The following is a 24,930-nucleotide window of genomic DNA, read 5'->3' on the forward strand; positions in this document are numbered from 1 at the left end:
CTGACAATGACCATTACCCTCGAAATGCCCCAGACCCTGAAGCGCCGTCCGCCGGATGGTGCCGGATCGGTTCAGGTCGAGATGGACGCAACGCTGAACATCGGCACAGCCAAGGTCTTTGCCGTCTATGGCAAGGGCGGGATCGGCAAATCGACCACCAGCTCCAACCTGTCGGCAGCCTTTTCACTGCTGGGCAAACGGGTGCTGCAGATCGGCTGCGACCCCAAGCACGACAGTACCTTCACCCTGACAAAGCGGCTCGTGCCGACGGTCATCGATGTGCTGGAGACCGTGAATTTCCACTCCGAGGAACTCCGCCCCGAGGACTATGTCTATGAGGGCTTCAACGGGGTCCGCTGCGTCGAGGCTGGCGGCCCCCCCGCTGGCACTGGCTGCGGCGGCTATGTTGTCGGCCAGACTGTGAAACTCCTGAAGGAACATCACCTTCTCGAAGACACCGATGTCGTGATCTTCGATGTCCTCGGCGACGTCGTCTGCGGTGGCTTTGCAGCCCCCCTGCAGCATGCGGAGCGGGCGCTGGTCGTCACGGCCAACGATTTCGACAGCATCTTCGCGATGAACCGCATCGTCGCGGCCATCAAGGCCAAGTCCAAAAACTATCAGGTCCGCCTCGGCGGCATCATCGCCAACCGCAGCGCCGGCACCGACGAGATCGACCGGTTCAATGAAGCGATCGGCCTGAAGCGTATCGCCCACTTCGCCGACCTCGACGAAATCCGCCGCAGCCGCCTCAAGAAGTCGGTCGTGTTCGAGATGGACGGCTCTCCCGAGCTGGAAGCCGCCAAGGCCGAATACATGCGCCTGGCCCAGTCCCTCTGGGACGGCATGGACCCGATCGAGGCCGAGCCCATGCGCGACCGCGACATCTTCGAGTTCCTGGGATTTGACCAATGACCGCCACGATCGATCAAAGGACCAGCGCGACCTGGGATCAGTATCGCGGCCGGCTTGAAGAGTATTTCGACCGCACGGCCCTGGACGCCTGGGCGCAGCTGACCAGTGACGCACCGGTCTCGAGGATCCGCGCCACCGTCCGAGCAGGCCGGGACGAGATGCGCAATGTCCTGTTGTCCTGGATGCCGGACGACATGAGGGGCCTGCGCATCCTCGATGCCGGTTGCGGCACCGGAGCCCTGGCTGTCGAGGCGGCCAGACGCGGTGCGGACGTCGTTGCCATCGATGTCTCCGCAAGTCTGGTCGATATCGCTCGCGAGCGCGCACCTCAGGATTTGGCCGGGACGATCGACTGGCGCGCCGGGGACATGATGTCGCCGGACCTCGGCGAGTTTGACCACGTCGTCGCCATGGATAGCCTGATCCACTACCGCACAGACGACATCGTGGGGGTCCTCGCCTCGCTTTCGGCCCGTACGCGCGGATCGGTGATCTTCACCATCACGCCTCGAACACCGGCACTGATGCTGATGCTGACGATGGGCAAGGTCTTTCCGCGCGCCGACAGAGCCCCCGCGATCGCCCCCGCTGATCTGGCGGCCCTGGCCATGCGCCTTTCGCGCCTGCCCGGCTGCTCTGTCGGTCGCAGTCGTCGGGTCCAGGGTGGATTTTACACATCGCAGGCGATGGAGCTGCGCCGGTGCTGAACGAACTGCTGCTCGACTGGAAGGCAGAGAAGGCGGCGAGAGGCGACGCCCGCGCACAGTGGGCGCGCCTGATAACCGCCTGCCTGCCCTTTGCCGATGCAGCAACAACCGAACTGCCGCTCAGCCGCCTGCTGAGGCTTTCGCTCTTCCAGATTTCGGTCGGGATGACGACTGTCCTGCTGACGGGAACCCTGAACCGGGTCCTGATCGTCGAGCTGAACGTGCCTGCGGTCATGGTCGCCGCCATGGTCGCCATACCGTTCCTGTTTGCCCCGCTTCGTGCCCTGATCGGACACAGGTCGGATACGCACCGGTCACATCTCGGCTGGCGGCGGGGCCCCTACATCTGGTTCGGCAGCATGCTGCAGTTCGGCGGCCTCGCCATCATGCCCTTTGCCTTGCTGATCAGTGGCGGCCGCGGAGTCGGTGCAGAGTGGATCGGCCACATCGCCGCCGTGGTAGCCTTTCTGCTGGTCGGAGCAGGGATCCACACCACCCAGACCGCGGGTCTGGCACTGGCCAATGATCTGGCCCCCGAACATGCCCGGCCCCGGGTGGTCGCCCTCCTCTATGTCATGCTGCTGGTCGGCATGCTGATTTCCGGCGTCCTGATGGGGCTGATCCTGGCCGACTTCCAGGAGGTCAAGCTGGTCGGGGTCGTCCAGGGCGCGGCTGTTCTTGCCATCATCCTGAACATGACCGCCCTGTGGAAACAGGAGGCCCAGAACCTGGCACTCACCGCCAAGGACAAGCCCCGGCCCGAGTTCAAGGCCGCCTGGGCCGAGTTCTCGGCGGGAGGTCGCGCGAGCCGCCTGCTGATCGCCGTGGGCCTGGGTGCCGCAGCGTTCTCGATGCAGGATGTGCTTCTGGAGCCCTATGGCGGCAAGGTCCTCGATTTGTCCGTGGGTCAGACGACGGCCCTGACGGCACTGTGGTCGGCAGGCACCCTGGCGGGGCTGGCGTTCGCGGCACGCCGGCTGGCTCAGGGTGGCGAGCCGCATCGGCTGGCCGGCCATGGGCTCATCTGGGGCATCCTGGCTTTCGTGGCGGTGATCTGCGGCGGTGCCTTCTCCATCACGCCGGTCTTCTGTTTCGGTGTCGTTCTGATCGGACTGGGCGGCGGCCTGTTCTCGGTCGGAACCCTGACCTCCGCCATGGCCCTGGCCAGCGACGGCAAATCAGGCATCGCTCTGGGAGCCTGGGGCGCCGTTCAGGCCACGGCCGTGGGTCTCGCGATCCTGGTCGGCGGCGGCCTGCGCGACCTCGTTTCCAGCCTCGCCGATGCCGGCCTGCTGGGAGCCGCGATGACCACGCCCGCAACGGGATACATCGTTGTCTATCATCTCGAGATCGGCCTGCTGTTTGCTGCGCTTGTCGCGATCGGGCCCCTGGCTCGCTACTCGCCTACCCCCGCCTCGCCTGCCCTATCCACCCCCCGGTTCGGCCTTGCCGACCTGCCTGCCTGACCCCGGTTCAAAGGAGCCTTTGACATGGACAGCCCGTACCTTTTCGGTGATTTCGATGTGGCAGAGTTCTGCCTCATCGCCTTTTTCCTCTTCTTCGCGGGGCTGATCTTCTATCTGCGCCGGGAAGACCGTCGCGAGGGCTATCCGCTCGAGAACGATGTCACCGGGCGGCAGGAGCCTTTGGGCGGCCTGTTCTTCACGGCCAGCCCAAAGACCTTCGTCCTGCCTCATGGTCACGGCACCCGCAGCTATCCGAACCCCGGCAACCGGGACAAACGGCCTCTCGCGGCCCGTCGCAGTGCGCCGATGGACGGGTCACCGATCGAGCCGACCGGCAATCCTCTGGTCGACGGAATCGGGCCGGGTTCCTATGCCGAGCGCCCGCGCTATCCCGACGCTACGGTCGAGGGCCATGCCAAGATCGTGCCGATGCGGATCGCCGGTGATTTCCATCTCAGCCCCCAGGATCCCGATCCTCGCGGCATGAAGATGATCGGTTGCGACGGAAAGGTTGCGGGCATCGTCACCGATGCCTGGGTGGACCGGTCCGAAGTCCTGATCCGTTATCTCGAAGTCGCCGTCGGCGGCGAGGCCGGCCGCAAGGTTGTCATTCCAATGACCATGGTCGTCGTCAGCGGATCGAAAAACACGGTTAAAACCCAAACGGTTACGGCCGCGCAGTTCGCCGATGCTCCGGCACTGGAAAGCACGGACCAGATCACCCTTTACGAAGAAGATCGCGTCATGGGCTATTTCGGCGGTGGCCTCCTGTACGCCACCCGTGACCGTCAGGAGCCATGGCTGTGAGCGAGAACGAACATGACGGCGAGCCCATCCGCGGGCTGCCTGGACACCTTCCGGCCGGCGAACACATCCTGTGGCAGGGTTCGCCCGACTGGCGCACCCTGGCCCGCTCGGCCATGAAGGCCCACTGGGTGGCCCTGTATTTCGGGGGCCTCACCACCTGGAACCTGGTCAATGGACTGATCACGGCCAAGCCTCTGGACCAGGTGGCGTTGACAGCTGTGTTGAGCGTCCTCGCCGGCGCCGTCTGCGTCGGCCTGCTCATCCTCTACGCCTGGGCCAATGCCCGCACGACGGTCTACACCATGACCAACAAGCGGTTCGTGCTGCGCCATGGCGTGGCGCTCTCGAAATGCTTCAACATCCCCTATCCGACCATTGCCTCGGCCCAGCTGAAGGTGGACGCAAAGGGCGTGGGCGACATTCCGATCAGCCTCGGTGGCGGTGCAAAGATCGCCTACCCGCACCTCTGGCCTCATGCCCGACCCTGGCGTTTCGTCAGCCCCGAACCGATGATGCGGGCACTGCCGGATGCGGCTGCGGTAGCTGAACGTCTCAGCACCCAGTTGCAGATCGCTGCCCGCGCTGCCGACAAGCCGTTCATCGCCGAACCGGCTCGCCCCGCGGCTGCCCGTCCGACCCGCGCCAAGTCCAGCGACGGCCAACCCGCAACCGCCTGATCGTCATCCAAGGAAACCTCCGATGTCTGCCCTCGACGACAAGCCCTTTCCAAAAGCGCCTTTGATCGGTGCCTTCGTGCTGGTCGGCGCCAGCCTTTTCATGGTGGGGGCTGCCCGGTTGGGTCTGATCGAAACCCCGGCCTCCGCAGCCGCGACAGCGGCTCCAAGCTCTGCCTCGCAGGTCATCAGCCGGGACATGCGTTTTCATGACCTGGACGATGGCGGTATCCGGGTCGAGGTCGTGGGGCAGCCGGATCGGGCCGTCGCGCCCGGGACCGGGGGATTTCTTCGTGGCATCCTGCGCAGCATGGTCCGCGACCGGCGGGCCCGCGGTCTGGGCCCGGAGGCGGCGTTCCGCGTCACCGAATGGTCTGACGGCACGGTGACGATTGAGGATCTGGCCACGGCCCACGTTTTGACGCTCAATGCCTTCGGGCCCACCAATCGGCAGGCCTTCATCGATCTGATGCGCGCACCGGAGACCCAGGCATGAACCGGCACCTTCAGACCCCCTGCACGATCGAGGTCGAGCACTCCGACGAGAGCCTGCACGCGCACGTCGCGCTCGACGGCGATCCCGACATCCGGCCCGGCGATCAGGTCCTGGTGCATGGCGACCCGATCCATGTCGCCTTCGGCCAGCGCCGCACCTTTCGACGGTTCGCGACCGTCCGGCGGGCCTCGCCGCTGGAACGGCTGTGGACCAAGGTCACGGCCCGTTTCGAACTCTCTGAACTCTACGATGTCAGCTTCACGCCAAGGAGAAGCCTGTGACCGCCCTCGCGCTTGATCCCTCCCATGAGCTGATGCGTCCGGATCCCCGGCACACGGCACGGGATTCCGTTCGCTCGGCAGAGACGACGGCGTTGGCCCAGCAGGACACGGTCCTGAGCCCCCGGTTCTACACGACCGATTTCGAGGCCATGGACCGCATCGACGTCAGCCCCGTCCGCGAGGTCTGGGACGGCCTCATGGCCGAGATGGCCGCCGACCTGAACAAGCACCACTTCAAGCGCGATGCCTCGTTCGAGGGTGTCATCGAAGCCTTGCCGGAGGATCTGCGAAAGGAGTTCGTGGATTTCCTGGTGAGTTCGCTGACGTCAGAATTCTCGGGCTGCGTCCTGTATGCCGAGATCGCCAAACGGGTTCAGAACCCGGACATCAAGGCCCTGTTCAAATACATGAGCCGCGACGAAGCCCGGCATGCCGGCTTCATCAATGATACGCTGAAGGATTCAGGCATCGGCGTTGATCTCAGCTTTCTGACGAAGACCAAGAAATACACGTTCTTCAAGCCGAAATTCATCTTCTACGCGGTCTACCTGTCCGAAAAGATTGGATACGCCCGCTACATCGCCATCTACCGGCACCTCGAGAAGCATCCGGACCAGCGCTTCCATCCGATCTTCAAATGGTTCGAGAAGTGGTGCAACGACGAGTTCCGCCATGGCGAGGCCTTCGCCTTGCTGATGCGGACGGATCCGAAGCTGCTGAAGGGACCGAACGTCTGGTGGATTCGGTTCTTCCTCCTGTCGGTCTATGCGACGATGTACGTTCGCGATCACAACCGCCCGGCCTTTCACAAGGCCCTTGGCGTCGACATCACCGAGTATGATCACGAGGTGTTCCGGATCTGCTCCGAGATTTCGAAACAGGTCTATCCGGTCGTCCTGAAGACGGACACGCCAAGGTTCCGCAAGGGGCTGGAGCGCCTGCGGATGACAGCCGACGCCATGGCAGCGGCCAAGAGCGCCGGTGGCCTCGTGAACGGCGTCCGACGGGTTGGCATGGCCCTGAAGGTAGCGTCGATCCTGGCGGGCCTCTACTTCGAACCCGTCGAGAAGAACACGCCGCCCGCCGACATCCGCCTCGCGCCGACCTGGTAGGGTCGATGGAGCCGGTCAGCACGTCCCAGATTGCGGTCGCTCTCGCGACCTCTCTGCTGCTCTGGTGGTTCAGCACAGGTGCGATCCTGTGGCTGGTTCGCCTGCCGCGCGCTGCAGCGGGCTGGACCCTCGGGGTATCAAGTGTCGTGGCACTCTTGGCACTGATCGGGCTGGTTTTGTCGGCTCGGGATACGAGCGTGATGGGTGCCTACGGTGCATTCGGCTTCGCCCTGACCGTGTGGGGCTGGCACGAATTGGGGTTTCTGATGGGCAAGGTGACAGGTCCGCGCCGGACGCCTTGCCCTCCAACCGCGACCGGCTGGACGCGGTTTCGGGTTTCGGCCGAGACAGTCATCCACCACGAAATCGCCCTCGCGCTCACGGCCGTCCTGGTCGTCGCTCTTGCCTGGGGTCAGCCGAACCAGACCGGAACGCTGACCTTTGTCCTGCTTCTGGGCATGCGACTGTCGACCAAGCTCAACATCTACCTCGGTGTCCGCAATCCGCCGATCACCTTCCTTCCGACGAACCTCACCTATCTTCAGACCTATTTCAGGCGCGCCCGCTTCAATGCGCTTTTCCCGCTTTCGCTGGCACTGTCCGTGATCGCGGCGATCCTTCTGCGCCATGTCGCGACCGACGCCGGCACGCCGCCCGGAGAAGCCATCGGAGCCAGCCTGATGCTGGCCCTGACCCTTCTGGGGCTTCTGGAACACGCCTTTCTCATGACGCCCTCTCCCGACCGCACCCTGTGGGGCTGGGCGCTGGGCGACGACAACAAACAATCGCGCGCGGACATTGTCCTCGCGGCCGCAGGGGAGCGGGATCGATGACTGACACGACCACCACCGGGGGGACCGCCACGATGTACGAAAGCTTTTTCCAGTCCCAGCTCCAGGGCCTCCGTGACGACGGCAACTATCGGGTTTTCGCAGAGCTTGAGCGCAAGGCCGGGGCATTCCCGCGAGCGCGCCATTACGATGGCGATGCCAATGCCGACATCACGGTGTGGTGCTCGAACGACTATCTTGGCATGGGCCAGAGCCGCGATGTGCTGCAGGCCATGCACGATGCCCTCGACAGCTGTGGTGCCGGCGCAGGCGGCACACGCAACATCTCGGGAACGAACCATCACCATGTGCTGCTCGAGCGCGAACTGGCCGACCTTCATGGCAAGGAAGCAGCCCTGCTGTTTACCTCCGGCTATGTCTCCAACTGGGCGGCTCTCGGGACCCTCGCGGCGAAATTGCCAAACTGCGTGGTCCTTTCGGATGCCTGCAACCACGCCTCGATGATCGAGGGCATTCGCCACAGCCGCGCCGAATGCCAGATCTTCCGCCATAACGACCCTGCGCATCTGGATGAGCTGCTGTCGAAGATCGACCCGTCACGGCCCAAGCTGATCGCCTTCGAGAGCGTCTATTCGATGGACGGTGACATCGGCCCCATCAAGGAGATCTGCGACGTCGCCGACAAATATGGGGCGATGACCTATCTCGACGAGGTTCATGGCGTCGGCCTCTATGGCCCGCGCGGCGGCGGCGTCGCCGAGCGCGAAGGCCTGATGGACCGGATCACGGTCATCGAGGGAACACTGGGCAAGGCGTTCGGCGTCATGGGTGGCTATATCGCCGCCTCCAGCGCCCTGTGCGATTTCGTGCGGAGCTTTGCGTCTGGATTCATCTTCACGACCGCCCTGCCCCCTGCGGTCGCAGCGGGTGCCTGCGCCAGCGTCAGACACCTCAAGGCCTCCGAGATCGAGCGATTCCGTCACAAGGAGCGCGTGGCAAAGGTGCGCATGCGCCTGGCTGCGGCGGGGATTCCCACCATGGCAAATGACAGCCACATCATCCCGGTGATGGTCGGTGACCCCAAGAAGTGCAAGATGATCAGCGACTGGCTGATGGAACACCACGGGATCTATGTGCAGCCGATCAACTATCCGACTGTGCCCAAGGGCACCGAGCGGCTCCGCCTGACGCCTTCGCCGGTCCATTCGGACGACGATATCGACCTACTGGTCGACGCCCTGTCGGAAATCTGGTCGCACTGCGCGCTCGCCCGGACGGCAGTAGCGGCCTGATGCCTGAATGAGGCTGATTCTGCTGGTCGCATTCGGCCTTCTTGTCATTCTGATCGCGCTTGGCGTCTGGCTCTGGACGCCAGACCAGACCCGCCCGGCACTCGAAGCGAAATACCTCCGCTCGCCGGACGATATGGTCAATGTTGAGGGCACGCTGATCCATGTCAGGGATACGGGTCCGCGTGATGCCCCGACCGTGATCCTCCTCCATGGTTTCGGTGCCAGTCTTCATACCTGGGAACCCTGGGCCGAAGGCTTGCAGGACCGCTTCCGGGTCATCCGCTTTGACTTGCCTGGCTCCGGACTGTCCCCGCCCGATAGCACTGGCGACTATACCGACGCGCGCGCGATGGCCCTGATCCAGGGCCTGATGAGCAGAGGCGGCATCGACAAGGCCTCGCTTGTCGGAAACTCCGTGGGTGGCCGGATTGCCTGGTCATTCGCGGCCAGTCATCCCGGCCGTGTCGAAGGGCTGGTGCTGATTTCGCCGGACGGATTTGCGAGCCCGGGCTTCGAATACGGCAAGCCTCCGGAGGTGCCTGCCATCATGAAGCTGATGCGCTATGCCCTGCCCCGCTTCATGCTGAGGTCGAACATTGCCGTGGGCTATGCCGATCCCGCTGCCCTGACGGACGCTGCCGTCGAACGTTATCACGACCTCATGCTGGCACCCGGCGCCCGCGATGCCATGCTCGCGCGAATGGAACAGACCATTCTGACCGACCCGGTTCCATTACTGGAGCAAATCACGGCGCCAACCTTGCTGATCTGGGGGGAACGAGACGCCATGATCCCGTTCAGCAATGCTGCGGACTATCAGCGCCACATCGCCGACGTCCGCCTGGTGTCCTTTGCAGAGCTCGGACACCTGCCGCATGAAGAGGCCCCTGTAGACTCCCTTCCGCCTGTTCGCGCCTTCCTTGCTGACTTGCAAGCTGCGCCCATCACGGGGTCGTGACGTAACGGCAGTAGCGTGGTCTGCGAAATGGGGTGTAGCGTGTCGTCAGTACACCCTTCCTCGCCTTCTAACGCAGAGACATCAGACCGCTACAACTCGCCAGGATCCGTCATGACCAGCATTCCTTCGCCGTCACTGCCACTTGCAGCGCCACCGCCTGTACTGAGGATAGCCGAAGCGGATCTGACCTGGGCGCTCTCAGAGGGCTGGAAGGATTTCAAGGCAAAGCGAGGCGACATTCTGGTCCTTGCCTTCATCTATCCTCTGGCCGGGCTTTTGTCGGCCGTCGTCTTTATGAACGATGCGCTGCTGCCCCTGTTCTTCCCGCTCGTTGCCGGCCTGTCGGTGCTGGGTCCGGCGGTCGCGTCAGGGTTCTACGAAATCGCGCGCCGCAGGGAACTGGGACTGAGCTCGAGCTGGCGGCACTTTCTGGATCCAGTCCGGGGTCGCAGTCGTTCGGGCCTGGTCACCCTGTCGGGCATGCTGATTGCGTTGTTCATCGCATGGCTCGTCGCGGCCTATGTGATCTATTCGCTGACCATAGGAACCGGTGACCCGCTGACGACCGGCAATCTGCTGCAGCGCGTGTTCATGACGCCGGAAGGCTGGGCAATGATCGTGGTCGGGAATCTGGTTGGCCTTGGATTCGGAATCCTGACCATCGTACTGACGCTGGTCTCGTTTCCGATGGTCGTGGACAAGCCGGTCGATGCAATGACGGCGATCGGGACCTCTATCCGTGCCGTCAGGGCCAATCCTGCGGCGACCGCGTCGTGGGGGATCCGCGTCGTAGCCTTGCTGGTGTTGGGTACGTTGCCCGCCTTTGTGGGCCTTGCCGTTGTGCTTCCGCTTCTGGGCTATGCCACCTGGCACCTCTACACACGGATGGTCGAGCGCTGACCGGGGCACGCACGGCCCTCGATAAGGGGCGTGCACTGTGACCGGATACCGGACTCAGGCTGCCCGTGACGCCTGTACCTGATTTGAAGCCTGGCTGACGGATGTTCGCCCGCCGCTGACCCTCGCGAGCATCTCGGCAAGGCTGGCAAAATCGATCGGCTTGTTCAGATAGGCGTCGGCACCGGCGTCCAGACCGGCCTGGTGGTCCTCGTGACGCGCCGATGCAGACAGTACGACAATCGGGGTCTCGCGGTTGTGTCCGGACGTCCGGATCAAGCGCGTAGCGGTCAGCCCGTCCATCACGGGCATGTTGACGTCCATGATGACGAGATCGAACGTCTGGCCAGCCGCCATGTCGATCGCGACCTTTCCATTCTCGGCCGAGGCGGTCGTGTGACCTGACGAGCCGAGCCAGGCTTCGAGAATCATGCGGTTGACCGGATGGTCTTCGACCACCAGCACGCTCAGGCTGTTGCCATCGCCAACCTCGGCCCGGATGGCCTCTGCGGGCTGAAGACGCTCCCATTCGACAACCTCGGCCTCGATCGAAAGGGTGAATGTTGACCCGCTCCCGAGCGTCGAGGTGACGCCGATGTCTCCGCCCATGATGTTGGCCATGCGACGCGCAATTGTCAGGCCCAGACCCGTCCCGCCAAACCGGCGGGTCGATGACGCATCGACTTGGGTGAAGGGCTGAAACAGCCGCTCAAGGTCATCCTTGGCAATGCCTGTCCCGCTGTCCATGACCGAAAAGTCCAGCCTGACACGCTGATCGGAAATCGGCTCCCCATGCACGCGATAGGCGATCGTCCCGGTCTCTGTGAACTTGACCGCATTGGACAACAGGTTCTGGAGCACCTGGCATACCCGCAGCGGATCACCACGCACAACGGCGGGGATGGCACCGGTGAAGGTGCTTTCGAAGGCCAACCCCTTGGCCTCAGCCTGGGCTGTGAAGGGACCGATCACGCGACGATGAAGCTCGTCGGTGGCGATGTCGACGACCTCGAAGGTCATCTTGCCGGCTTCGATCTTGGTCATGTCGAGGATGTCGTTGAGCAGGCTGAGCAGATTGTCACCGGAGTTCCGGATGATCGACAGGTATTCCCGTTGGGTGTCTTCCAGTCGCGTCGCGCCCAGCAGCTGGGCGGCGCCCAGAACACCATTCATCGGGGTCCGGAGTTCATGCGAGATCACACCCAGAAAGTTGGACTTGGCGGCGTTGGCAGCATCGGCCTTGTCACGCGCGGTCTGCAGTTCCTCGATGAGATGGGCCTGATGCTCCTGAAACGCCCGGATACGCTCCTCGCGCAGCACCGTCATCGTCACCAGCACGAACAGCCCGGCAGCTGTGAACGGGACGACGGCGAGGAAGGGCCAGAAAAGCGGGCCGCCCCACAGGCTTACAAGAATCGCCAATGCGACCAGGCCATAAGGGGAAGAAATCAGGATGGCCTGCCGCGGCGAGCTTCGCAGCTGGGCAAACACCAGCACATAGCCCGAGACCAGCAGCGCAAGAGCCAACTCCTGACCGAACGGCGCATCGGAGAACCAAGCCATCAGCGGCGCAGCAGCCCAGGCGGCGGTCGTCACTGTGGCAACGAGCGGAAACACCATCCCCCAGCCGGCACCCACCCGATGGCTGACCCTCTTTTCTACGGAGCCTCGCAGAATGCCGGCCCCGACCGTTCCCACGAACCAGACAAAGGCGTTGAGAGCCCCGACCGTAGCCAACAGCCCAATCGCCCAGCTCGCGATGATCATATAGCGAAGGTACTGGGTCTGCAGGATGGCCGTCAGGGCTTGAGCAGCCTCGCCGGCGGTCTGCCCGCTGGCCAGGCTTTTGCCAATGCCGTCTGATCCAACCATCTATTCCCCCGGTTCATTGAACAGGCCCGAGCGTGACACTAGGGCGAACATTCTAAGACGGGGTGAACGCCGATACCGGGTTCAACCAGATGCTTCGGCCGGCGTCATGGCCTTGATCGAGAGGGCATGGACGGGCCCGGCCAGTTCCTCTGCGAGGACGGCATTGATGGCGCGTTGACGCGCGACTCGTCCCTGGCCGTCGAACGACGAGGAGACAATCGAGAGATTGAAATGGCTCTCGCCTCCAGCCTTGGCATCCATCCCGCCCTCATGATGGTGTCCGGCATGCTTCCAGCTGTCATCCTCGAGCGAGATCGACACCGGATCGAACGCTGTTGTCAGTTTTTCGAGGATAATCGTCCCGATTGGGCCCTGTGACATGATCGCTTCCTTGATGCAGACCAAATCGACCTTACACTGTCCCCAATGCCTGCGTCGTTCGAATACAAACCCCGTTTCAAAGATATGCGGATCAAGCCGCCCAAGGCCGGAGAGGCTGAGGCGAAGGCTGACGTCCTGCATCTGAAGCCTGGCGAGAAGCCGTGCCAGTGGCCTGACTGCGTCAAGGCCGCGACCGCGCGTGCGCCCAAGTCGCGCGAGCGGCTGAATGACTTCTACGATTTCTGTCAGGGCCATGCGGCCGAGTACAACAAGGGCTGGGACTTCTATTCCGGCATGACCGAATCCCAGATCCGCGCGGCCAAGGAAAACGAGGCCATGACGGGCGGTCGCCCGACCTGGGAAATGAAGGCGGGCAAGAACAGTCGCGAAGCCGCCGCCTTCGCTGCCAAGATGGGCACGGCTAATACGGCGGGCGCGGGTTCATGGCGCGACAGCTATGGCCTGTTCGGTCGCAAGGGCGATCAGGCCCCTCAGTCCCCGACCGAGGACCGGCGCGTCGGCAAGATCGAGCGCGGAGCCCTGGCCGATCTGGATCTGGAGCCTGGCGCATCCAAGGAAGCCATCAAGGCCGCCTATCACGACCTGCTCAAGCGCTGCCACCCGGACCATAACCAGGGCGACCGTGGTGCCGAGGCCAAGCTGGTTCGCGTCATCAAGGCCTGGAAAATTCTCAAGAAGGCCGGGATCGCCTGACGCCCTGAGGGCAGATGGCGATTAAATTGTTGCAGGCCCTGCGCTGCACACCATCTCTGGCTCCCCATTCAAGGAGTTTTCGATGGACGTTCTCTACACAGCCCGCGCGACGGCTTCCGGCGGCGGTCGTGACGGTCGGTCACACACGGACGACGGCAAGGTCGATGTCAGCCTGTCGGTGCCCAAGGCCATGGGCGGCGACGACGGCCCCGGCACCAATCCCGAACAGCTTTTCGCCACGGGCTATGCTGCCTGCTATCTCGGGGCCCTGCGCCTTGTTGCCGGCAAGGCGGGAACACCGGTCGGTCCGGACACTCAGGTCCACGCCACAGTCGGCTTTGGTCCGAATACCAGGGGTGAGGGATACAATCTGGATATCTCGCTGAAGGTCACCGACCATGGCCTGGACGCTGCCGTGATCGAGGACCTGATCCAGAAGGCACATGCGGTCTGTCCGTACTCGAACGCCACGCGCAACAATGTCGACGTTGCCCTGAGCGCAGGCTGACGCCAGCCCTTCCCTTTGACACTGCCCGGGCCGATGGATTTTACCGTCGGCCCGGCTTGCGTCGAAACGTCGTCATGACGCATTGCAGCGCTGCCGCTCTGGACCCGGACCGAACGGTTTTCTAAGGGTTGCCCATGGCTTCTTTCCTCGACGCGACCCCCGATCCCCTCCTGACCTTCGAACCGCACCGCAAGGTGTCGGTGCGCGACGCCTTCGGCATCGACGCCGACATGGTCGTGCCGATGTTCGACACGGTCGACAGCCACGTGCCGGAGGTCGACCCCGCCTACAAATTCGATCCACAGACGACGCTTGCGATCTGCGCCGGCTTTGCCCACGACCGCCGGGTCATGGTTCAGGGCTATCACGGCACCGGCAAGTCGACCCACATCGAACAGGTCGCTGCCCGCCTCAACTGGCCCCTCGTCCGCGTCAACCTCGACAGCCATGTCAGCCGGATCGATCTGGTCGGCAAGGACGCCATCGTGCTGAAAGATGGCAAGCAGATCACCGAGTTCCGCGAGGGCATGCTGCCCTGGGCCATCCAGCGGCCGATCGCCCTGGTGTTCGACGAGTATGATGCTGGTCGTCCGGACGTGATGTTCGTGATCCAGCGTGTGCTCGAGGCGCAGGGCCGCCTGACCCTGCTGGACCAGAACCGCGTCATTCGCCCGAACAAGTGGTTCCGCCTGTTCGCCACGACCAATACCATCGGTCTGGGGGACACCTCGGGCCTGTATCATGGCACCCAGCAGATCAATCAGGGCCAGATGGACCGCTGGAACATCGTCACCACCCTGAACTACCTCGACCATGACGTGGAGGCCGACATCGTCTCCGCCAAGGTGCCGGAATGGTCCGACGCCGAGGGTCGTCGCAAGATCGCCGCCATGGTCCGTGTCGCCGACATGACCCGCAACGCCTTCATGAACGGCGACATCTCGACGGTCATGAGCCCGCGTACGGTCATCACCTGGGCCCAGAACGCCTCCATCTTCGGCGGCGACCTCGGCCTCAGCTTCCGCCTGACATTCCTGAACAAGTGCGACGAGCTGGAACGCCCGACGATCGCCGAGTTCTACCAGCGTGCCTTCGGTGAGGACCTCCCGGAAGCCGCGACGCGGGTGAAGGTGGGGTAGATCAGTCGAGATGGACGGATTTCAAACTGCCATCCATCTCGCCTCATCCTTCTAGCCGTAACGGCTGCATGGTCACGAACCCAGCGGCCCCTTGAAGATGAAGAACGCCCCCAGAGCGATGAACCCAAAGCCCACCGCATGGTTCAGCGTCAGCTTCTCTCCGAGATAGATCACCGAGAAGACGGCGAACACGATCAGGGTGATCACCTCCTGCATCGTCTTCAGCTCGGCGGTGGAATAGACCGCATGGCCGATTCGGTTGGCCGGCACTGCGAGGCAGTATTCGAAGAAGGCGATGCCCCAGCTGACCAGGATCAGGATCCACAGCGGCTTGTTCTCGAACTTCAGATGGCCGTACCAGGCGAAGGTCATGAAGATGTTGGAGGCGATCAGTAGCAGGATCGGCATGATCGTCGGCGCGGTAAGGGGCATCGGCGTCTCCGGCGGATGGCGCTAGTCGGGCGTCATTCCCACTCGATGGTCCCGGGCGGCTTCGACGTCACGTCATAGACGACGCGGTTCACGCCCCGGACCTCGTTGACGATCCGCGTCGCGCACTTGCCGAGCACGTCCCAGGGGAACTCGAAGAAGTCGGCGGTCATGCCGTCCGTGGACGTCACGGCCCGCAGCGCCAGCACCTTCTCATAGGTCCGGGCATCACCCATCACGCCGACCGTCTTCACCGGCAGCAGGACGGCGAACGCCTGCCAGATGCTGTCGTACAGGCCGGCCTTGCGGATCTCGTCCAGATAGATGGCATCGGCCTGCTGAAGTGTCTCGACAGCGTCGCGCGTGATCTCGCCGGGAATGCGGATCGCAAGACCCGGCCCGGGGAACGGGTGACGACCCACAAAGGCATCGGTGAGACCCAGTTCGCGGCCCAGGGCCCGGACCTCGTCCTTGAACAGTTCGCGCAGCGGCTCGACCAGTTTCAGCTTCATGTAGTCGGGCAGGCCGCCGACATTGTGATGGCTCTTGATGACATGGGCCTTGCCGCTCGATGACGAGACGCTCTCGATCACGTCGGGATACAGCGTCCCCTGGGCCAGAAATTCCGCACCCTCGATCTTGCCGGCCTCGCGATCGAAGATCTCGATGAAGACCCGGCCGATGGTCTTGCGCTTGGTCTCCGGGTCCGACTGGCCCGCCAGGGCACCGAGAAATTCCTCTGATGCATCAACGTGGATCAGCGGGATGTTGTAGTGCTCTCTGAACAGCTGGGTGACCTGCGTCGCCTCGTCCTTGCGCAGCAGTCCGGTGTCGACAAACACGCAGGTCAGCTGATCCCCGATCGCCTCGTGGATCAGGACCGCGGCCACCGAGGAATCGACCCCGCCCGACAGGCCACAGATCACCTTTGCCGACCCGACCTGTGCCCGAATCTGGGCGATCTTCGCGTCGCGATAGGCGGCCATTGTCCAGTCGCCCTTCAGCCCGGCGATGCCGTGGGTGAAATTCTTGAGCATCTGGTGGCCGCGTGGCGTGTGCATGACTTCCGGATGGAACTGGACGCCATAGAAACGGCGGTCCTCATCGGCGATCACGGCATAGGGTGACCCCGCCGAACTCGCAACCACGTCGAAACCCTCGGGGATGGCGACGATTTTGTCGCCATGGCTCATCCAGACCGTTTCGTCCTCGCCGACCGGGGCCAGACCGGCCAGCAGTGGCGATGTCTTCCGGACCGTGATCTCCGCCCGGCCAAATTCGCGGGTGTGACCGCCCTCGACCTTGCCGCCCAGCTGTTCGCACAGGGTCATCTCGCCGTAGCAGATGCCGAGAACAGGCACGCCAGCCTCGAACACGGCTTGCGGCGCGCGCGGGCTGCCCTCCTCGTGCACGCTCTCGGGACCGCCCGACAGGATGATGGCCGCAGGCGTCATGGCCGCCATCGCAGCCTCCGCCTTCGCATAGGGATGGATCTCGCAATAGACATTGGCCTCGCGCAGACGCCGCGCGATCAGCTGCGTGACCTGGCTGCCGAAGTCGACGATCAGAACCTTCTGATGCTCGCCCGTTCTTGCGGATCCTGTCTGTGTCATGCGTCTCTCTCGTAGAGGGCGGCGAAGAAGCCGTCCGTATTGGCGCTGGCGGGGCTGAGGCGCAGGCGGTGACCCTGCGCCAGTTCGCTCAGACGGGTGTGCCCGGCCGGCGTGATGGCATCGCTGACGGCGGCGTCCGCGATGGCGACTGGCCGGAACGTCGGATGATCTTCCTCGAAGGCATCGACCGTGGCCTCGTTCTCGCTGCGCAGCATCGAACAGGTCACATAGACCAGCCGGCCGCCCGGCTTCACCAGCTTCGCCGCCCGGGCCAGGATGCACATCTGCAGACTGTGCATCCGGTCGACCTCTTCGGGTTTCAGCCGCCAGGCATCCTCGGGCCGACGCCGCCATGTGCCCGATCCGGTGCAGGGCGCATCAACCAGCACCACATCGGCCTGTCCGACCATGTCCTCGACACCGCCGCCGTTGGGGCCCAGCTGGATCAGTTCGGCCATGACGCCTGCGCGCTGCAGCCGGGGCCGGATATTGTCGAGCCGCTTCTGAACCACGTCATAGGCGATCAGACGGCCCTCGGACTCCACAGGTCCCGACGGCTTGGACGCCGTCTTCGGCCCGTCCACCCAGCCCGTGGGCGTCCAGATGCGTTCGGGCTCGGCGGCTGGAACGGCACGGGCCGCGCCGACGGCCAGTCCCTGCATGGCGAGACCCAGCGTCTTGCCGCCCCCGCCCGCACAATAGTCGACCACCGTCATGCCGGGCCGGACGCCGGCCAGCCAGCAGACGATCTGGCTACCCTCGTCCTGGATCTCGATCCGGCCGGCCTTGAAGGCCTCCAGCGCCTGAACATTGGGCGGAGGCTCGGCCGAAAGACGCAGGCCCCAGGCCGACCAGGGCGTCCGCTCGGGTGACAACCCGGCTTCGCGAAGCTCGGCCATGACCTCGGCGACCGTGGCCTTGGCGGCATTGACCCGCAGGTCGATCGGGGCCCGCGGCACCATCAGGCCCTCGGCCTCGTCGGCCCAGCGCTCGCCGAAGGTGTTCTTGAAATCCTCGACGACGAACTCGGGCAGGCCCGCAGCCACCCAGCCGGGCAGATCGTCCGCTGTTGCGCTGATCCGTCCCCGCTCCTGTTTGGACAGGGGCTTGGGCCCGTATCCGTCCCCGGAATGCAGGGCCTCGATCTCCTCGACCGACAGGCCGTCGATGAGGCTCAGCGACCCGATCACCAGGGCCCGGCCATCCTCACGCCCGCCCATGGCCCAGACCAGCCGGCCGCGCGCCCGGATCACCTTGTAGACCTGATCGGCAATGGCCCGCCGGTCCTTGGACCCGGCATAGCGGTTCTCGGTCCCCCAGGTCTTCAGCACGGTCTCGGCCGGCTGTTTGCCCGCCGAGATGCGGTCGAGAACGGAGGCGGCGGCGGCGAGACGGGCGGCGGGGGTCAAATCGGGCTTACAGTTCTGGTTCAGGTGAAGAGGGCGGCGAAGATCGCGACCAGTCCGGCGACTGAGACCAGCCAGACCAGCGAACGCACCATGGGAATGCCAAAGGCATAGATCGGGATATAGATCAGTCGTGCCCAGAAATAGGCCTGGGTGCCCCAGAAGGTCAGCAGACCGTCCTCGCCCGCGACATGGGCTGTCAGGACCGCGCCGATGAACAGTGGCAGGGTCTCCCATAGATTGGCCTGCGCCCGCTCGAGGCGGCGCGTGATCGGACCGGGCTCCTTCGGGGTCGTGTCGCGCGGACCGGCATTCCATTCGATCCCGTTGGCCAGTGTCCGACCCGCGGCAGGCAGGAAGATATGGACGAAGGCCAGGACCAGCGTTGCCGCCAGCATGGTCAGTTCGGGTGTCGTGACCAGGATCCAGCCTTCGCTCATGATTTATCCCTGTCTGTAGTTCGGGGCTTCGCGCGTGATCATCACATCATGGACATGGCTCTCGCGCAGTCCGGCACCCGTGATGCGCACGAACCGTGCCCGCTCCTGGAAATCGGCAATCGTCGGTGCACCGACATAGCCCATGGCGGCCCGAAGGCCCCCGATCATCTGGTGCAGCACCGGCGCGATCGGACCCTTGTAGGGGGTCTGGCCCTCGATGCCCTCGGGCACCAGCTTCTGGGTGTCCTCGATATCCTTCTGGAAATAGCGGTCGGCGGAACCGGCCCCCATGGCACCGACGGAACCCATGCCACGGTAGGACTTGTAGGACCGGCCCTGGTACAGGAAGACCTCGCCGGGGCTTTCGTCCGTGCCCGCGAACATCGATCCCATCATGGCGACCGATGCCCCGGCTGCGATCGCCTTGGCCAGGTCACCGGAATATTTGATCCCGCCATCGGCAATGATCGGGACGCCGGAGGCCTTGCCTGCCCGCACGGCGTCGATGATCGCCGTCAGCTGAGGCACGCCGACACCGGCCACGATCCGGGTGGTGCAGATGCTGCCCGGACCGATCCCGACTTTCACCGCGTCCGCACCGGCATCGATCAGGGCCCGCGCTGCATCATAGGTGGCGACATTGCCGGCGATGATCTGGATGCGGTTGGACTCGCGCTTGATCCGCTCGACGGCCCGCGAGACCTGAATCGAGTGGCCGTGGGCGGTGTCGATGACGATGACGTCCACGCCGGCTTCGGCCAGAGCCATCGAACGCTCGAAACCTGTATCACCGACGGTAGAGGCTGCGCCGACCAGCAGACGGCCCTGTTCGTCCTTGGCCGCATGCGGATGCGCCTGGGCCTTTTCGATGTCCTTCATCGTGATCAGGCCGGTTGCGCGGTAATCTGCGTCGACGACAATGACCCGCTCGATCTTGCGATCGCGCAGCAGGGCACGGGCCTCGTCACGCCCTGCACCCTCACGGATCGTGACCAGGTCCCCGGTCGTCATCAGCTCGGCCGCCTTGCGATTCGGGTCCGTATCGAACCGCATGTCGCGATTGGTCAGGATGCCGACCAGACGCCCTGCCCCGTCGACCACCGGAAAGCCGGAAATCTTGCGGCGGGCTACGATCTCCCGCACCTCGCCCAGGGTCGTTTCCGGATGGATGGTCACCGGATTGATGACCATTCCGCTCTCGAAGCGTTTGACCTGCCTGACTTTTTCAGCCTGCTGCTCGACCGTCATATTGCGGTGGAGCACACCCAGACCACCGGCCTGAGCCATGGCAATCGCCAGCCGGCTTTCGGTCACCGTATCCATTGCCGACGAGGTCAGCGGGATGTTCAGCTTGATGTCGCGCGTCAGGTTCGTCGTGACGTCCGCATCTGCGGGCATGGTCTCCGACGGGCCGGGTTCGAGCAAAACATCATCGAAGGTCAGTCCTTCGCGTATCTCCATGAGGAGTCTCCGTTTTGCGGGCCGCATATCCCTTTTCGCGGCTGCGAAGTCAACCGCTCGAATACGGCCCAGCTTTAGCCTTGGCTAAAAAATCGGAGTGAGGTTGAAACTTTTCCCCGGGCACACGAGTATATAGAGCATGGTCACCGCCATCGTCCGTTCAGTCCGTGAACTTGCGCTCAAGATCGCAAGCTACGGCGTCATGCACCTCATCGTCGCCATTCTGGTGGCGTTTGCCATCACGCGTGACTGGCGCCTCGCACTGGCAGTTGGTGTCGTCGAACCTTTTTTCCAGACGATCGCCTACTCGTTTCATGACCGGATCTGGCACCGGATCGAACGCCGGCGTCGCCTGTCCGGCATCGAGGAAAGCGCCGAGGCTTTCACCGCCCGCCTGGAGGTCATGGACGCTGCCGAGCAGAACCGGGCGCACGGTCACGATGGTCATTCACACGCCCTGCCCCGGTCTTTCCGCGACATCGCGCTGAAAACCGTCACCTACGGGGTCATGCATTTCGTGGTGGCCGTCACAGTCGCCATGGCGCTGACTGGGAACTGGCGCATTGCGCTGGCGATCGGCCTGATCGAGCCATTGGTCCAGACCGTCTTTTTCACCGTTCACGACCGGATATGGACCCGGATCGATGCGCGGAAGGCCCTGCGTCGCGGCACGGCGGCATCGGCCTGACGGGCTTCAGCCCCGATCCAGCGCTCGCCAGCCTATATCGCTTCGGCAGAATCCGCCTGGCCAGTCGATCTTCTGCACGGCCTCATAAGCCCGTTCGCGCGCCTGTGTGATGTCGTCGCCTTCGGCACAGATGTTCAGTACCCGACCGCCCGCTGCGACCAGTTGACCGTCATCGCGCCGACGGGTTCCGGCGTGGAAGACCTGCACGTGCGGCCCGAAATTCTGTTCTGCGCCGCGGATTATGGACCCCTCGAGCGGGCTGTCGGGATACCCCTTGGCGGCCATGACGACACAGACGACGGTCTGGGGTTTGAAAGCCGGACTCGGGAGTTGCGAAACGTCGCCCCGGGCGCAGGCCAGCAGATAGGGGACGATGTCTCCGGCCAGTCGCATCATCAGCACCTGGCATTCGGGATCTCCGAAACGGGCATTGTATTCGACGACCTTGGGCCCGTCTGACGTAGCCATGAGACCGACGTAGAGAACGCCGCGGTACGGCATGCCCTCCGCCGCCATCGCAGCCATCGTCGGCAGGACCACCTGTTTCTCTGCGGCGAACACCAGATTCTCGTCGAAAACAGGCGCGGGCGAGTAGGCCCCCATCCCGCCCGTATTGGGCCCGAGGTCTCCGTCGAAGACGCGTTTGTGGTCCTGCGCCCCCCCGAACAGGACCGCCCGCTGTCCGTCGCACAGGGCAAACAGCGAACCCTCCTCGCCGTCCATGAACTCTTCGATCACCACCCGTGCACCGGCCTGTCCGAACCGCCCGCCGAGCATCCGCTCGATCTCGGCCTCGGCATCCGGCTTGTCGGGACTGATCGCAACGCCCTTGCCGGCGGCAAGGCCATCGGCCTTGATGACATAGGGAGGCTTGAAGACGTTCAGGGCCTCGCGGGCATCCTTGACCCTGTCATAGACCCCGTAGCCTGCCGTCGGAATATCATGGCGTTCCATGAAGGCCTTGGAAAAGGCTTTCGAGGTTTCCAGCTGTGCCGCCTTCGATGTAGGGCCGAAACACAGGATACCCGCAGCCGCTAGGCGGTCGGCCAAACCGTTGGCAAGCGCAGCTTCAGGGCCCACCACCACCAGATCGGCCCTCATCTCGCGGGCAAGCACCACCAAACCCTGGGCATCATCGGCCTTCACCGGAGCCAACTCTGCATAGGTCTCGATCCCGGGATTTCCGGGCGCGCAGATCAGCCTTTTGACCAGCGGTGACTGGGCGATCTTCCAGGCCAGGGCGTGTTCGCGCCCGCCCGACCCAACGAGCAGAATATTCATATCCGGCCAATGACCGGCCCGAGAAGGCCGGTCAAGACAGGTTTCGGTCTATCGTGTGGCTGCGGCACCGGTCCACACCGGCAGGGCCGCCAGTTCGGTGGCTGACAGTGTGGTGGTCAGGTCCTTGTCGTTACCCTGACTGATCGAGCTGAACTGCGCGATGGGAACAACGACTTCCCGATCACCGGGTCCCTCAAGTTCGACCACGATCGACTCAACGTCGCCATTCGCATTCAGGACGAGGGTTTCCACATCACCGAGGTCTGTGTTGGCTGGCGACAGGACATCGGCGTCCTCGAGTTCGGCCCGGGTCATGCCAAACGCCAGCGCGGCTGTCGTCTGCGCCGTCTGGGCCTGTATGTCCGAAACGGCAACGGGCGCTGCGCCCGGGGCGGGTGCCTGAACGACATCGTCGGTCGTGTTGTCACAGGCAGCCAGACCAAAGAGGCCAAGCGCGGAAGCAGCCAGTAGAAGTCGGGTCATCGTTATTCCTTGTTTATAGACTTGAAAATGCCCGACGCGCCGCAGATCAGCGCCGCGCCGAAGAGCGATGGCAAGCCCAGCGCGGTGCCGCGAACGACCTTGATCGAACGGTCAGGCACCATGCGATCGAACAGGTCGCCAACGGTCATGGCGTTTCAAACGGCGGCTTGGCGAGGTCGTTCCAGCATGCCCTGCCTTCAGGCGTCCTCAATCCGTCAGCCCGGACACGGGCAGTTGTCGATCCCGTGCCGATCAGCGCGACGGCCTAGCCGATGGGCCCGGGCTGGAGATCGTGAACCAGCTACTCTGTTGAGCGGTGTCGGAAAGCTTCCAGCGCAAGGCCATACCGTCTCCGCTTCGCACGAGACGGTCGATTGGTGCGTCCGTGCCCCCCTCGCCGGGAAAGACATGTGACGTCCCATCAACCGTGATCGTGGCAGAGGGAGCGCGGATCGCTCCGAGGTTCAGGGTCCAGCGACCGGCTGGGCTGGCGGTGACGATCCGGGCCTCGCCGCCGTCGACTGAAATGGCCACCTTTTTGCCCGCGACCGCGCGTCCTGAAGCAATTCGGGTCCGCCCGTCACTGTCGACGACGTCCAGACCGGTTCCGGGGTCCAGCCTTTTCGAAGGCGATCCCGGGCTGATCAGGGCGACCGGCCCAGACGGATCTCCCGCGACAAGCAATCGAGTGGCCGCAGGGACCGCGTGTTCGCCTGTCTGGATTTCAACGACATAAAGCGAATCCCTTTCCGGAGCCGGGACCCGGAGATCAAAACGACCGTCACTGCCGGTACCGACCGCAAAGGCTGTGCGTGTGTCACCCCGAATAACGATCCGGCTGCCCGGAGACGCCTGCCCACTGACCTGGAGGCCCGCTGCATCGCGGGTGGCCCTGTCGATCATGGGCGCTTCAACCCATTCTTCGGCCTGGCTGTCCGCGACCGTGCTGCCCTGTGGGTCCCGTCCGCAGCTCGCGGGTGTCGACAGGACGATCGCAAGCATCAGGATCACGATCGGTCGTGTCATTCCGACTTTCACCACGTTAGACATGCGACGGAGATAGCGCGGCGCGCGCGGCCTGTCTTCTACGCCCTGTCCTGAGGTCCCATGTCCACACCGCCCGTTTCCATTGCCCCATTCGACGGCCCGTCCGTATGCCTTTTCTGTGGTTCGTCCGACGTGGCCGATCCCGTCTATACCGAGGCCGCAAGCGCCTTTGGGCAAGCAACGGCTCAGGCGGGATGGCGGCTGGTCTACGGCGGCGGAGGTGTCGGCCTCATGGGAGCCTCCGCGCGCGCAGCGCATGCTGCTGGTGGCCGCGTCATCGGCATCATGCCCGCCTTCCTGCGCAGTCGGGAAAGACTGTTCGACGAGGTCGAGACCATCGTCGTCACCTCCATGCACGAACGCAAACAGCTGATGTACGACCAGTCGGATGCCTTCGTGGTGGCACCTGGCGGGGTCGGCACGCTGGAAGAAGTGGTCGAACTCCTGTCGTGGAAGCGCCTGGACCTTCATGCCAAGCCGGTCATCTTTCTGAATATCAACGGCTTCTGGGAGACATTTTTCGCCCTGATGCGGCACAGCGTCGAAACCGGGTTCACCCCGCCGTCCTTCCTGGACGCCTGGGTGGTCTGCGACACGGTCGACGCGGCGATCGCCGTGCTTGGCACCGCAGAGGCCACGCCGGAACTGAAACATGATCGGCGATAAGTGAACACTAGTAACTTATTGCTTGACCGTTTTTTAAAAAGACGCTCTTTGACGTGAAGGGGCACAGGCCCCGAACAGATCGGAGCTCTCTCATGCGTGCCATCCTGGTTGCTGCCGCACTCTTCGCCGCAGTCCCTGCCTTCGCCCAGCCATCCGACGCCCCGGCCACTCGCGCGGTGCTCGCGGATGCCGCCCAGGCCCCGCGCGGTCGCACGATCGTCGACGGAGCCAACTGGCGTTGCGAGGGTACGACCTGCACGGCCAACGGCGGTGCAGCCCAGCCCGCCACCCGGGCCTGCCGCCGCGTCAAGGCCAAGCTTGGTCCGCTGACCGAGTTCTCCTGGAAGGGCGAGGTCCTGACGGCAGAGCAACTGGCCGTCTGCAACGCTTGAGGATCAGCAGGGCG

At 63.9% G+C, this 24,930-nt stretch carries 29 protein-coding genes; 18 read left to right on the top strand and 11 right to left on the bottom strand.

What is annotated here, in order from left to right:
- Positions 1–6 precede the first annotated feature (6 nt).
- From bchL to GGR13_RS08345, 12 genes are all read left to right on the top strand, one after another.
- A complete protein-coding gene (bchL, locus tag GGR13_RS08290; protein ID WP_183213013.1) occupies positions 7–915 on the top strand; it encodes a ferredoxin:protochlorophyllide reductase (ATP-dependent) iron-sulfur ATP-binding protein in 909 nt (302 codons plus the stop codon).
- Positions 912–1,622 carry a magnesium protoporphyrin IX methyltransferase gene (gene bchM, locus GGR13_RS08295; RefSeq protein WP_183213014.1) on the top strand — a complete coding sequence of 237 codons (711 nt, stop codon included), beginning with the start codon at positions 912–914 and terminating at the stop codon, positions 1,620–1,622. The genes bchL and bchM overlap by 4 nt, the downstream gene beginning before the upstream one ends.
- Complete coding sequence (locus tag GGR13_RS08300; RefSeq protein ID WP_183213015.1) at positions 1,616–3,088, top strand: MFS transporter; 1,473 nt, start codon at positions 1,616–1,618, stop codon at positions 3,086–3,088. Before bchM ends, GGR13_RS08300 begins: the two co-directional genes overlap by 7 nt.
- Positions 3,089–3,112: 24 nt before the next feature.
- Positions 3,113–3,895: a photosynthetic reaction center subunit H gene (puhA, locus tag GGR13_RS08305; RefSeq protein WP_183213016.1), complete on the top strand. Its 783-nt coding sequence runs from the start codon at positions 3,113–3,115 to the stop codon at positions 3,893–3,895.
- Positions 3,892–4,572, top strand: a complete 681-nt coding sequence (gene puhB / locus GGR13_RS08310) for a photosynthetic complex putative assembly protein PuhB (protein ID WP_343060317.1) — start codon at positions 3,892–3,894, stop codon at positions 4,570–4,572. Before puhA ends, puhB begins: the two co-directional genes overlap by 4 nt.
- 22 nt (positions 4,573–4,594) lie before the next feature.
- Positions 4,595–5,065, top strand: a complete 471-nt coding sequence (gene puhC / locus GGR13_RS08315; protein ID WP_183213018.1) for a photosynthetic complex assembly protein PuhC — start codon at positions 4,595–4,597, stop codon at positions 5,063–5,065.
- Positions 5,062–5,346, top strand: a complete 285-nt coding sequence (locus GGR13_RS08320) for a hypothetical protein (protein WP_183213019.1) — start codon at positions 5,062–5,064, stop codon at positions 5,344–5,346. The genes puhC and GGR13_RS08320 overlap by 4 nt, the downstream gene beginning before the upstream one ends.
- Positions 5,343–6,458, top strand: a complete 1,116-nt coding sequence (gene acsF / locus GGR13_RS08325) for a magnesium-protoporphyrin IX monomethyl ester (oxidative) cyclase (RefSeq protein ID WP_343060318.1) — start codon at positions 5,343–5,345, stop codon at positions 6,456–6,458. Before GGR13_RS08320 ends, acsF begins: the two co-directional genes overlap by 4 nt.
- Positions 6,459–6,463: 5 nt before the next feature.
- Complete coding sequence (gene puhE / locus GGR13_RS08330; RefSeq protein WP_183213020.1) at positions 6,464–7,291, top strand: putative photosynthetic complex assembly protein PuhE; 828 nt, start codon at positions 6,464–6,466, stop codon at positions 7,289–7,291.
- Positions 7,288–8,541, top strand: coding sequence for a 5-aminolevulinate synthase (gene hemA / locus GGR13_RS08335; RefSeq protein WP_281380566.1), 1,254 nt, complete (start codon positions 7,288–7,290; stop codon positions 8,539–8,541). The genes puhE and hemA overlap by 4 nt, the downstream gene beginning before the upstream one ends.
- A 7-nt stretch (positions 8,542–8,548) precedes the next feature.
- Entirely contained in the window at positions 8,549–9,499 is a 951-nt protein-coding gene (locus GGR13_RS08340) for an alpha/beta fold hydrolase (RefSeq protein ID WP_183213021.1), read from the top strand.
- A gap of 111 nt (positions 9,500–9,610) precedes the next feature.
- Positions 9,611–10,399 (top strand): DUF2189 domain-containing protein, encoded by a 789-nt coding sequence (locus GGR13_RS08345; RefSeq protein ID WP_183213022.1) that lies wholly within the window; start codon positions 9,611–9,613, stop codon positions 10,397–10,399.
- A 54-nt stretch (positions 10,400–10,453) separates the two neighbouring features.
- On the opposite strand, the gene GGR13_RS08350 is transcribed toward GGR13_RS08345, so the two are convergent.
- Positions 10,454–12,268: a response regulator gene (locus GGR13_RS08350; protein ID WP_183213023.1), complete on the bottom strand. Its 1,815-nt coding sequence runs from the start codon at positions 12,266–12,268 to the stop codon at positions 10,454–10,456.
- 81 nt (positions 12,269–12,349) lie between these two features.
- Positions 12,350–12,649: a BolA family protein gene (locus GGR13_RS08355; protein ID WP_183213024.1), complete on the bottom strand. Its 300-nt coding sequence runs from the start codon at positions 12,647–12,649 to the stop codon at positions 12,350–12,352.
- A 45-nt stretch (positions 12,650–12,694) separates the two neighbouring features.
- Between GGR13_RS08355 and GGR13_RS08360 the strand changes: the two genes are divergently transcribed.
- The 3 genes from GGR13_RS08360 (at position 12,695) to cobS (ending at position 15,010) form a co-directional block, all read left to right on the top strand.
- A complete protein-coding gene (locus GGR13_RS08360; RefSeq protein ID WP_183213025.1) occupies positions 12,695–13,363 on the top strand; it encodes a J domain-containing protein in 669 nt (222 codons plus the stop codon).
- An 82-nt stretch (positions 13,364–13,445) separates the two neighbouring features.
- Positions 13,446–13,871, top strand: a complete 426-nt coding sequence (locus GGR13_RS08365; protein ID WP_183213026.1) for an organic hydroperoxide resistance protein — start codon at positions 13,446–13,448, stop codon at positions 13,869–13,871.
- Between the two features lie 134 nt (positions 13,872–14,005).
- Positions 14,006–15,010, top strand: a complete 1,005-nt coding sequence (cobS, locus tag GGR13_RS08370; RefSeq protein ID WP_183213027.1) for a cobaltochelatase subunit CobS — start codon at positions 14,006–14,008, stop codon at positions 15,008–15,010.
- A 72-nt stretch (positions 15,011–15,082) separates the two neighbouring features.
- On the opposite strand, the gene GGR13_RS08375 is transcribed toward cobS, so the two are convergent.
- The 5 genes from GGR13_RS08375 to guaB are packed head-to-tail and all read right to left on the bottom strand — an operon-like array spanning position 15,083 to position 20,359.
- A complete protein-coding gene (locus GGR13_RS08375) occupies positions 15,083–15,442 on the bottom strand; it encodes a DMT family protein (protein WP_183213028.1) in 360 nt (119 codons plus the stop codon).
- 32 nt (positions 15,443–15,474) lie between these two features.
- Positions 15,475–17,052, bottom strand: a complete 1,578-nt coding sequence (gene guaA / locus GGR13_RS08380) for a glutamine-hydrolyzing GMP synthase (RefSeq protein WP_183213029.1) — start codon at positions 17,050–17,052, stop codon at positions 15,475–15,477.
- The gene (locus GGR13_RS08385; RefSeq protein WP_183213030.1) at positions 17,049–18,461 is read right to left on the bottom strand and encodes an RsmB/NOP family class I SAM-dependent RNA methyltransferase; all 1,413 of its coding nucleotides are present in this window, start codon (positions 18,459–18,461) and stop codon (positions 17,049–17,051) included. The genes guaA and GGR13_RS08385 overlap by 4 nt, the downstream gene beginning before the upstream one ends.
- Positions 18,462–18,481: 20 nt before the next feature.
- Positions 18,482–18,898, bottom strand: a complete 417-nt coding sequence (locus GGR13_RS08390) for an MAPEG family protein (RefSeq protein WP_183213031.1) — start codon at positions 18,896–18,898, stop codon at positions 18,482–18,484.
- Between the two features lie 3 nt (positions 18,899–18,901).
- Positions 18,902–20,359, bottom strand: coding sequence for an IMP dehydrogenase (gene guaB / locus GGR13_RS08395; protein ID WP_183213032.1), 1,458 nt, complete (start codon positions 20,357–20,359; stop codon positions 18,902–18,904).
- A gap of 139 nt (positions 20,360–20,498) precedes the next feature.
- Between guaB and GGR13_RS08400 the strand changes: the two genes are divergently transcribed.
- Positions 20,499–21,047: a DUF2061 domain-containing protein gene (locus GGR13_RS08400; protein WP_183213033.1), complete on the top strand. Its 549-nt coding sequence runs from the start codon at positions 20,499–20,501 to the stop codon at positions 21,045–21,047.
- A 6-nt stretch (positions 21,048–21,053) separates the two neighbouring features.
- Here the strand turns inward: GGR13_RS08400 and purD are convergent, their stop codons facing one another.
- The 4 genes from purD to GGR13_RS08420 form a co-directional block, all read right to left on the bottom strand.
- Positions 21,054–22,328 carry a phosphoribosylamine--glycine ligase gene (purD, locus tag GGR13_RS08405; RefSeq protein WP_183213034.1) on the bottom strand — a complete coding sequence of 425 codons (1,275 nt, stop codon included), beginning with the start codon at positions 22,326–22,328 and terminating at the stop codon, positions 21,054–21,056.
- Between the two features lie 48 nt (positions 22,329–22,376).
- Complete coding sequence (locus tag GGR13_RS08410; protein ID WP_183213035.1) at positions 22,377–22,811, bottom strand: PRC-barrel domain-containing protein; 435 nt, start codon at positions 22,809–22,811, stop codon at positions 22,377–22,379.
- A 2-nt stretch (positions 22,812–22,813) separates the two neighbouring features.
- Positions 22,814–22,960 carry a hypothetical protein gene (locus GGR13_RS08415; protein WP_183213036.1) on the bottom strand — a complete coding sequence of 49 codons (147 nt, stop codon included), beginning with the start codon at positions 22,958–22,960 and terminating at the stop codon, positions 22,814–22,816.
- A 103-nt stretch (positions 22,961–23,063) separates the two neighbouring features.
- Positions 23,064–23,837, bottom strand: a complete 774-nt coding sequence (locus GGR13_RS08420) for a hypothetical protein (protein WP_183213037.1) — start codon at positions 23,835–23,837, stop codon at positions 23,064–23,066.
- An 81-nt stretch (positions 23,838–23,918) separates the two neighbouring features.
- On the opposite strand from GGR13_RS08420, the gene GGR13_RS08425 reads away from it, so the two are divergent.
- Together GGR13_RS08425 and GGR13_RS08430 are read left to right on the top strand one after the other, a co-directional pair.
- Positions 23,919–24,524, top strand: coding sequence for an LOG family protein (locus GGR13_RS08425; RefSeq protein WP_183213038.1), 606 nt, complete (start codon positions 23,919–23,921; stop codon positions 24,522–24,524).
- Positions 24,525–24,616: 92 nt separating this feature from the next.
- A complete protein-coding gene (locus GGR13_RS08430; protein ID WP_183213039.1) occupies positions 24,617–24,916 on the top strand; it encodes a CC_3452 family protein in 300 nt (99 codons plus the stop codon).
- The last annotated feature ends 14 nt before the right edge of the window (positions 24,917–24,930 follow it).

The organism is Brevundimonas variabilis (genome assembly GCF_014199945.1).
In the GTDB taxonomy this organism is placed as follows: Bacteria; Pseudomonadota; Alphaproteobacteria; order Caulobacterales; family Caulobacteraceae; genus Brevundimonas; species Brevundimonas variabilis.

Excerpts from the sequence above, each read along its gene's own strand:
- bchL (WP_183213013.1), top strand. The coding sequence starts at position 7 with ATGACCATTACCCTCGAAATGCCCCAGACCCTGAAGCGCCGTCCGCCG.
- bchM (WP_183213014.1), top strand. The coding sequence starts at position 912 with ATGACCGCCACGATCGATCAAAGGACCAGCGCGACCTGGGATCAGTAT.
- puhA (WP_183213016.1), top strand. The coding sequence starts at position 3,113 with ATGGACAGCCCGTACCTTTTCGGTGATTTCGATGTGGCAGAGTTCTGC.
- puhC (WP_183213018.1), top strand. The coding sequence starts at position 4,595 with ATGTCTGCCCTCGACGACAAGCCCTTTCCAAAAGCGCCTTTGATCGGT.
- GGR13_RS08320 (WP_183213019.1), top strand. The coding sequence starts at position 5,062 with ATGAACCGGCACCTTCAGACCCCCTGCACGATCGAGGTCGAGCACTCC.
- puhE (WP_183213020.1), top strand. The coding sequence starts at position 6,464 with ATGGAGCCGGTCAGCACGTCCCAGATTGCGGTCGCTCTCGCGACCTCT.
- hemA (WP_281380566.1), top strand. The coding sequence starts at position 7,288 with ATGACTGACACGACCACCACCGGGGGGACCGCCACGATGTACGAAAGC.
- GGR13_RS08340 (WP_183213021.1), top strand. The coding sequence starts at position 8,549 with ATGAGGCTGATTCTGCTGGTCGCATTCGGCCTTCTTGTCATTCTGATC.
- GGR13_RS08345 (WP_183213022.1), top strand. The coding sequence starts at position 9,611 with ATGACCAGCATTCCTTCGCCGTCACTGCCACTTGCAGCGCCACCGCCT.
- GGR13_RS08350 (WP_183213023.1), bottom strand. The coding sequence starts at position 12,268 with ATGGTTGGATCAGACGGCATTGGCAAAAGCCTGGCCAGCGGGCAGACC.
- GGR13_RS08355 (WP_183213024.1), bottom strand. The coding sequence starts at position 12,649 with ATGTCACAGGGCCCAATCGGGACGATTATCCTCGAAAAACTGACAACA.
- GGR13_RS08360 (WP_183213025.1), top strand. The coding sequence starts at position 12,695 with ATGCCTGCGTCGTTCGAATACAAACCCCGTTTCAAAGATATGCGGATC.
- GGR13_RS08365 (WP_183213026.1), top strand. The coding sequence starts at position 13,446 with ATGGACGTTCTCTACACAGCCCGCGCGACGGCTTCCGGCGGCGGTCGT.
- cobS (WP_183213027.1), top strand. The coding sequence starts at position 14,006 with ATGGCTTCTTTCCTCGACGCGACCCCCGATCCCCTCCTGACCTTCGAA.
- GGR13_RS08375 (WP_183213028.1), bottom strand. The coding sequence starts at position 15,442 with ATGCCCCTTACCGCGCCGACGATCATGCCGATCCTGCTACTGATCGCC.
- guaA (WP_183213029.1), bottom strand. The coding sequence starts at position 17,052 with ATGACACAGACAGGATCCGCAAGAACGGGCGAGCATCAGAAGGTTCTG.
- GGR13_RS08390 (WP_183213031.1), bottom strand. The coding sequence starts at position 18,898 with ATGAGCGAAGGCTGGATCCTGGTCACGACACCCGAACTGACCATGCTG.
- guaB (WP_183213032.1), bottom strand. The coding sequence starts at position 20,359 with ATGGAGATACGCGAAGGACTGACCTTCGATGATGTTTTGCTCGAACCC.
- GGR13_RS08400 (WP_183213033.1), top strand. The coding sequence starts at position 20,499 with ATGGTCACCGCCATCGTCCGTTCAGTCCGTGAACTTGCGCTCAAGATC.
- purD (WP_183213034.1), bottom strand. The coding sequence starts at position 22,328 with ATGAATATTCTGCTCGTTGGGTCGGGCGGGCGCGAACACGCCCTGGCC.
- GGR13_RS08410 (WP_183213035.1), bottom strand. The coding sequence starts at position 22,811 with ATGACCCGACTTCTACTGGCTGCTTCCGCGCTTGGCCTCTTTGGTCTG.
- GGR13_RS08415 (WP_183213036.1), bottom strand. The coding sequence starts at position 22,960 with ATGACCGTTGGCGACCTGTTCGATCGCATGGTGCCTGACCGTTCGATC.
- GGR13_RS08420 (WP_183213037.1), bottom strand. The coding sequence starts at position 23,837 with ATGACACGACCGATCGTGATCCTGATGCTTGCGATCGTCCTGTCGACA.
- GGR13_RS08425 (WP_183213038.1), top strand. The coding sequence starts at position 23,919 with ATGTCCACACCGCCCGTTTCCATTGCCCCATTCGACGGCCCGTCCGTA.
- GGR13_RS08430 (WP_183213039.1), top strand. The coding sequence starts at position 24,617 with ATGCGTGCCATCCTGGTTGCTGCCGCACTCTTCGCCGCAGTCCCTGCC.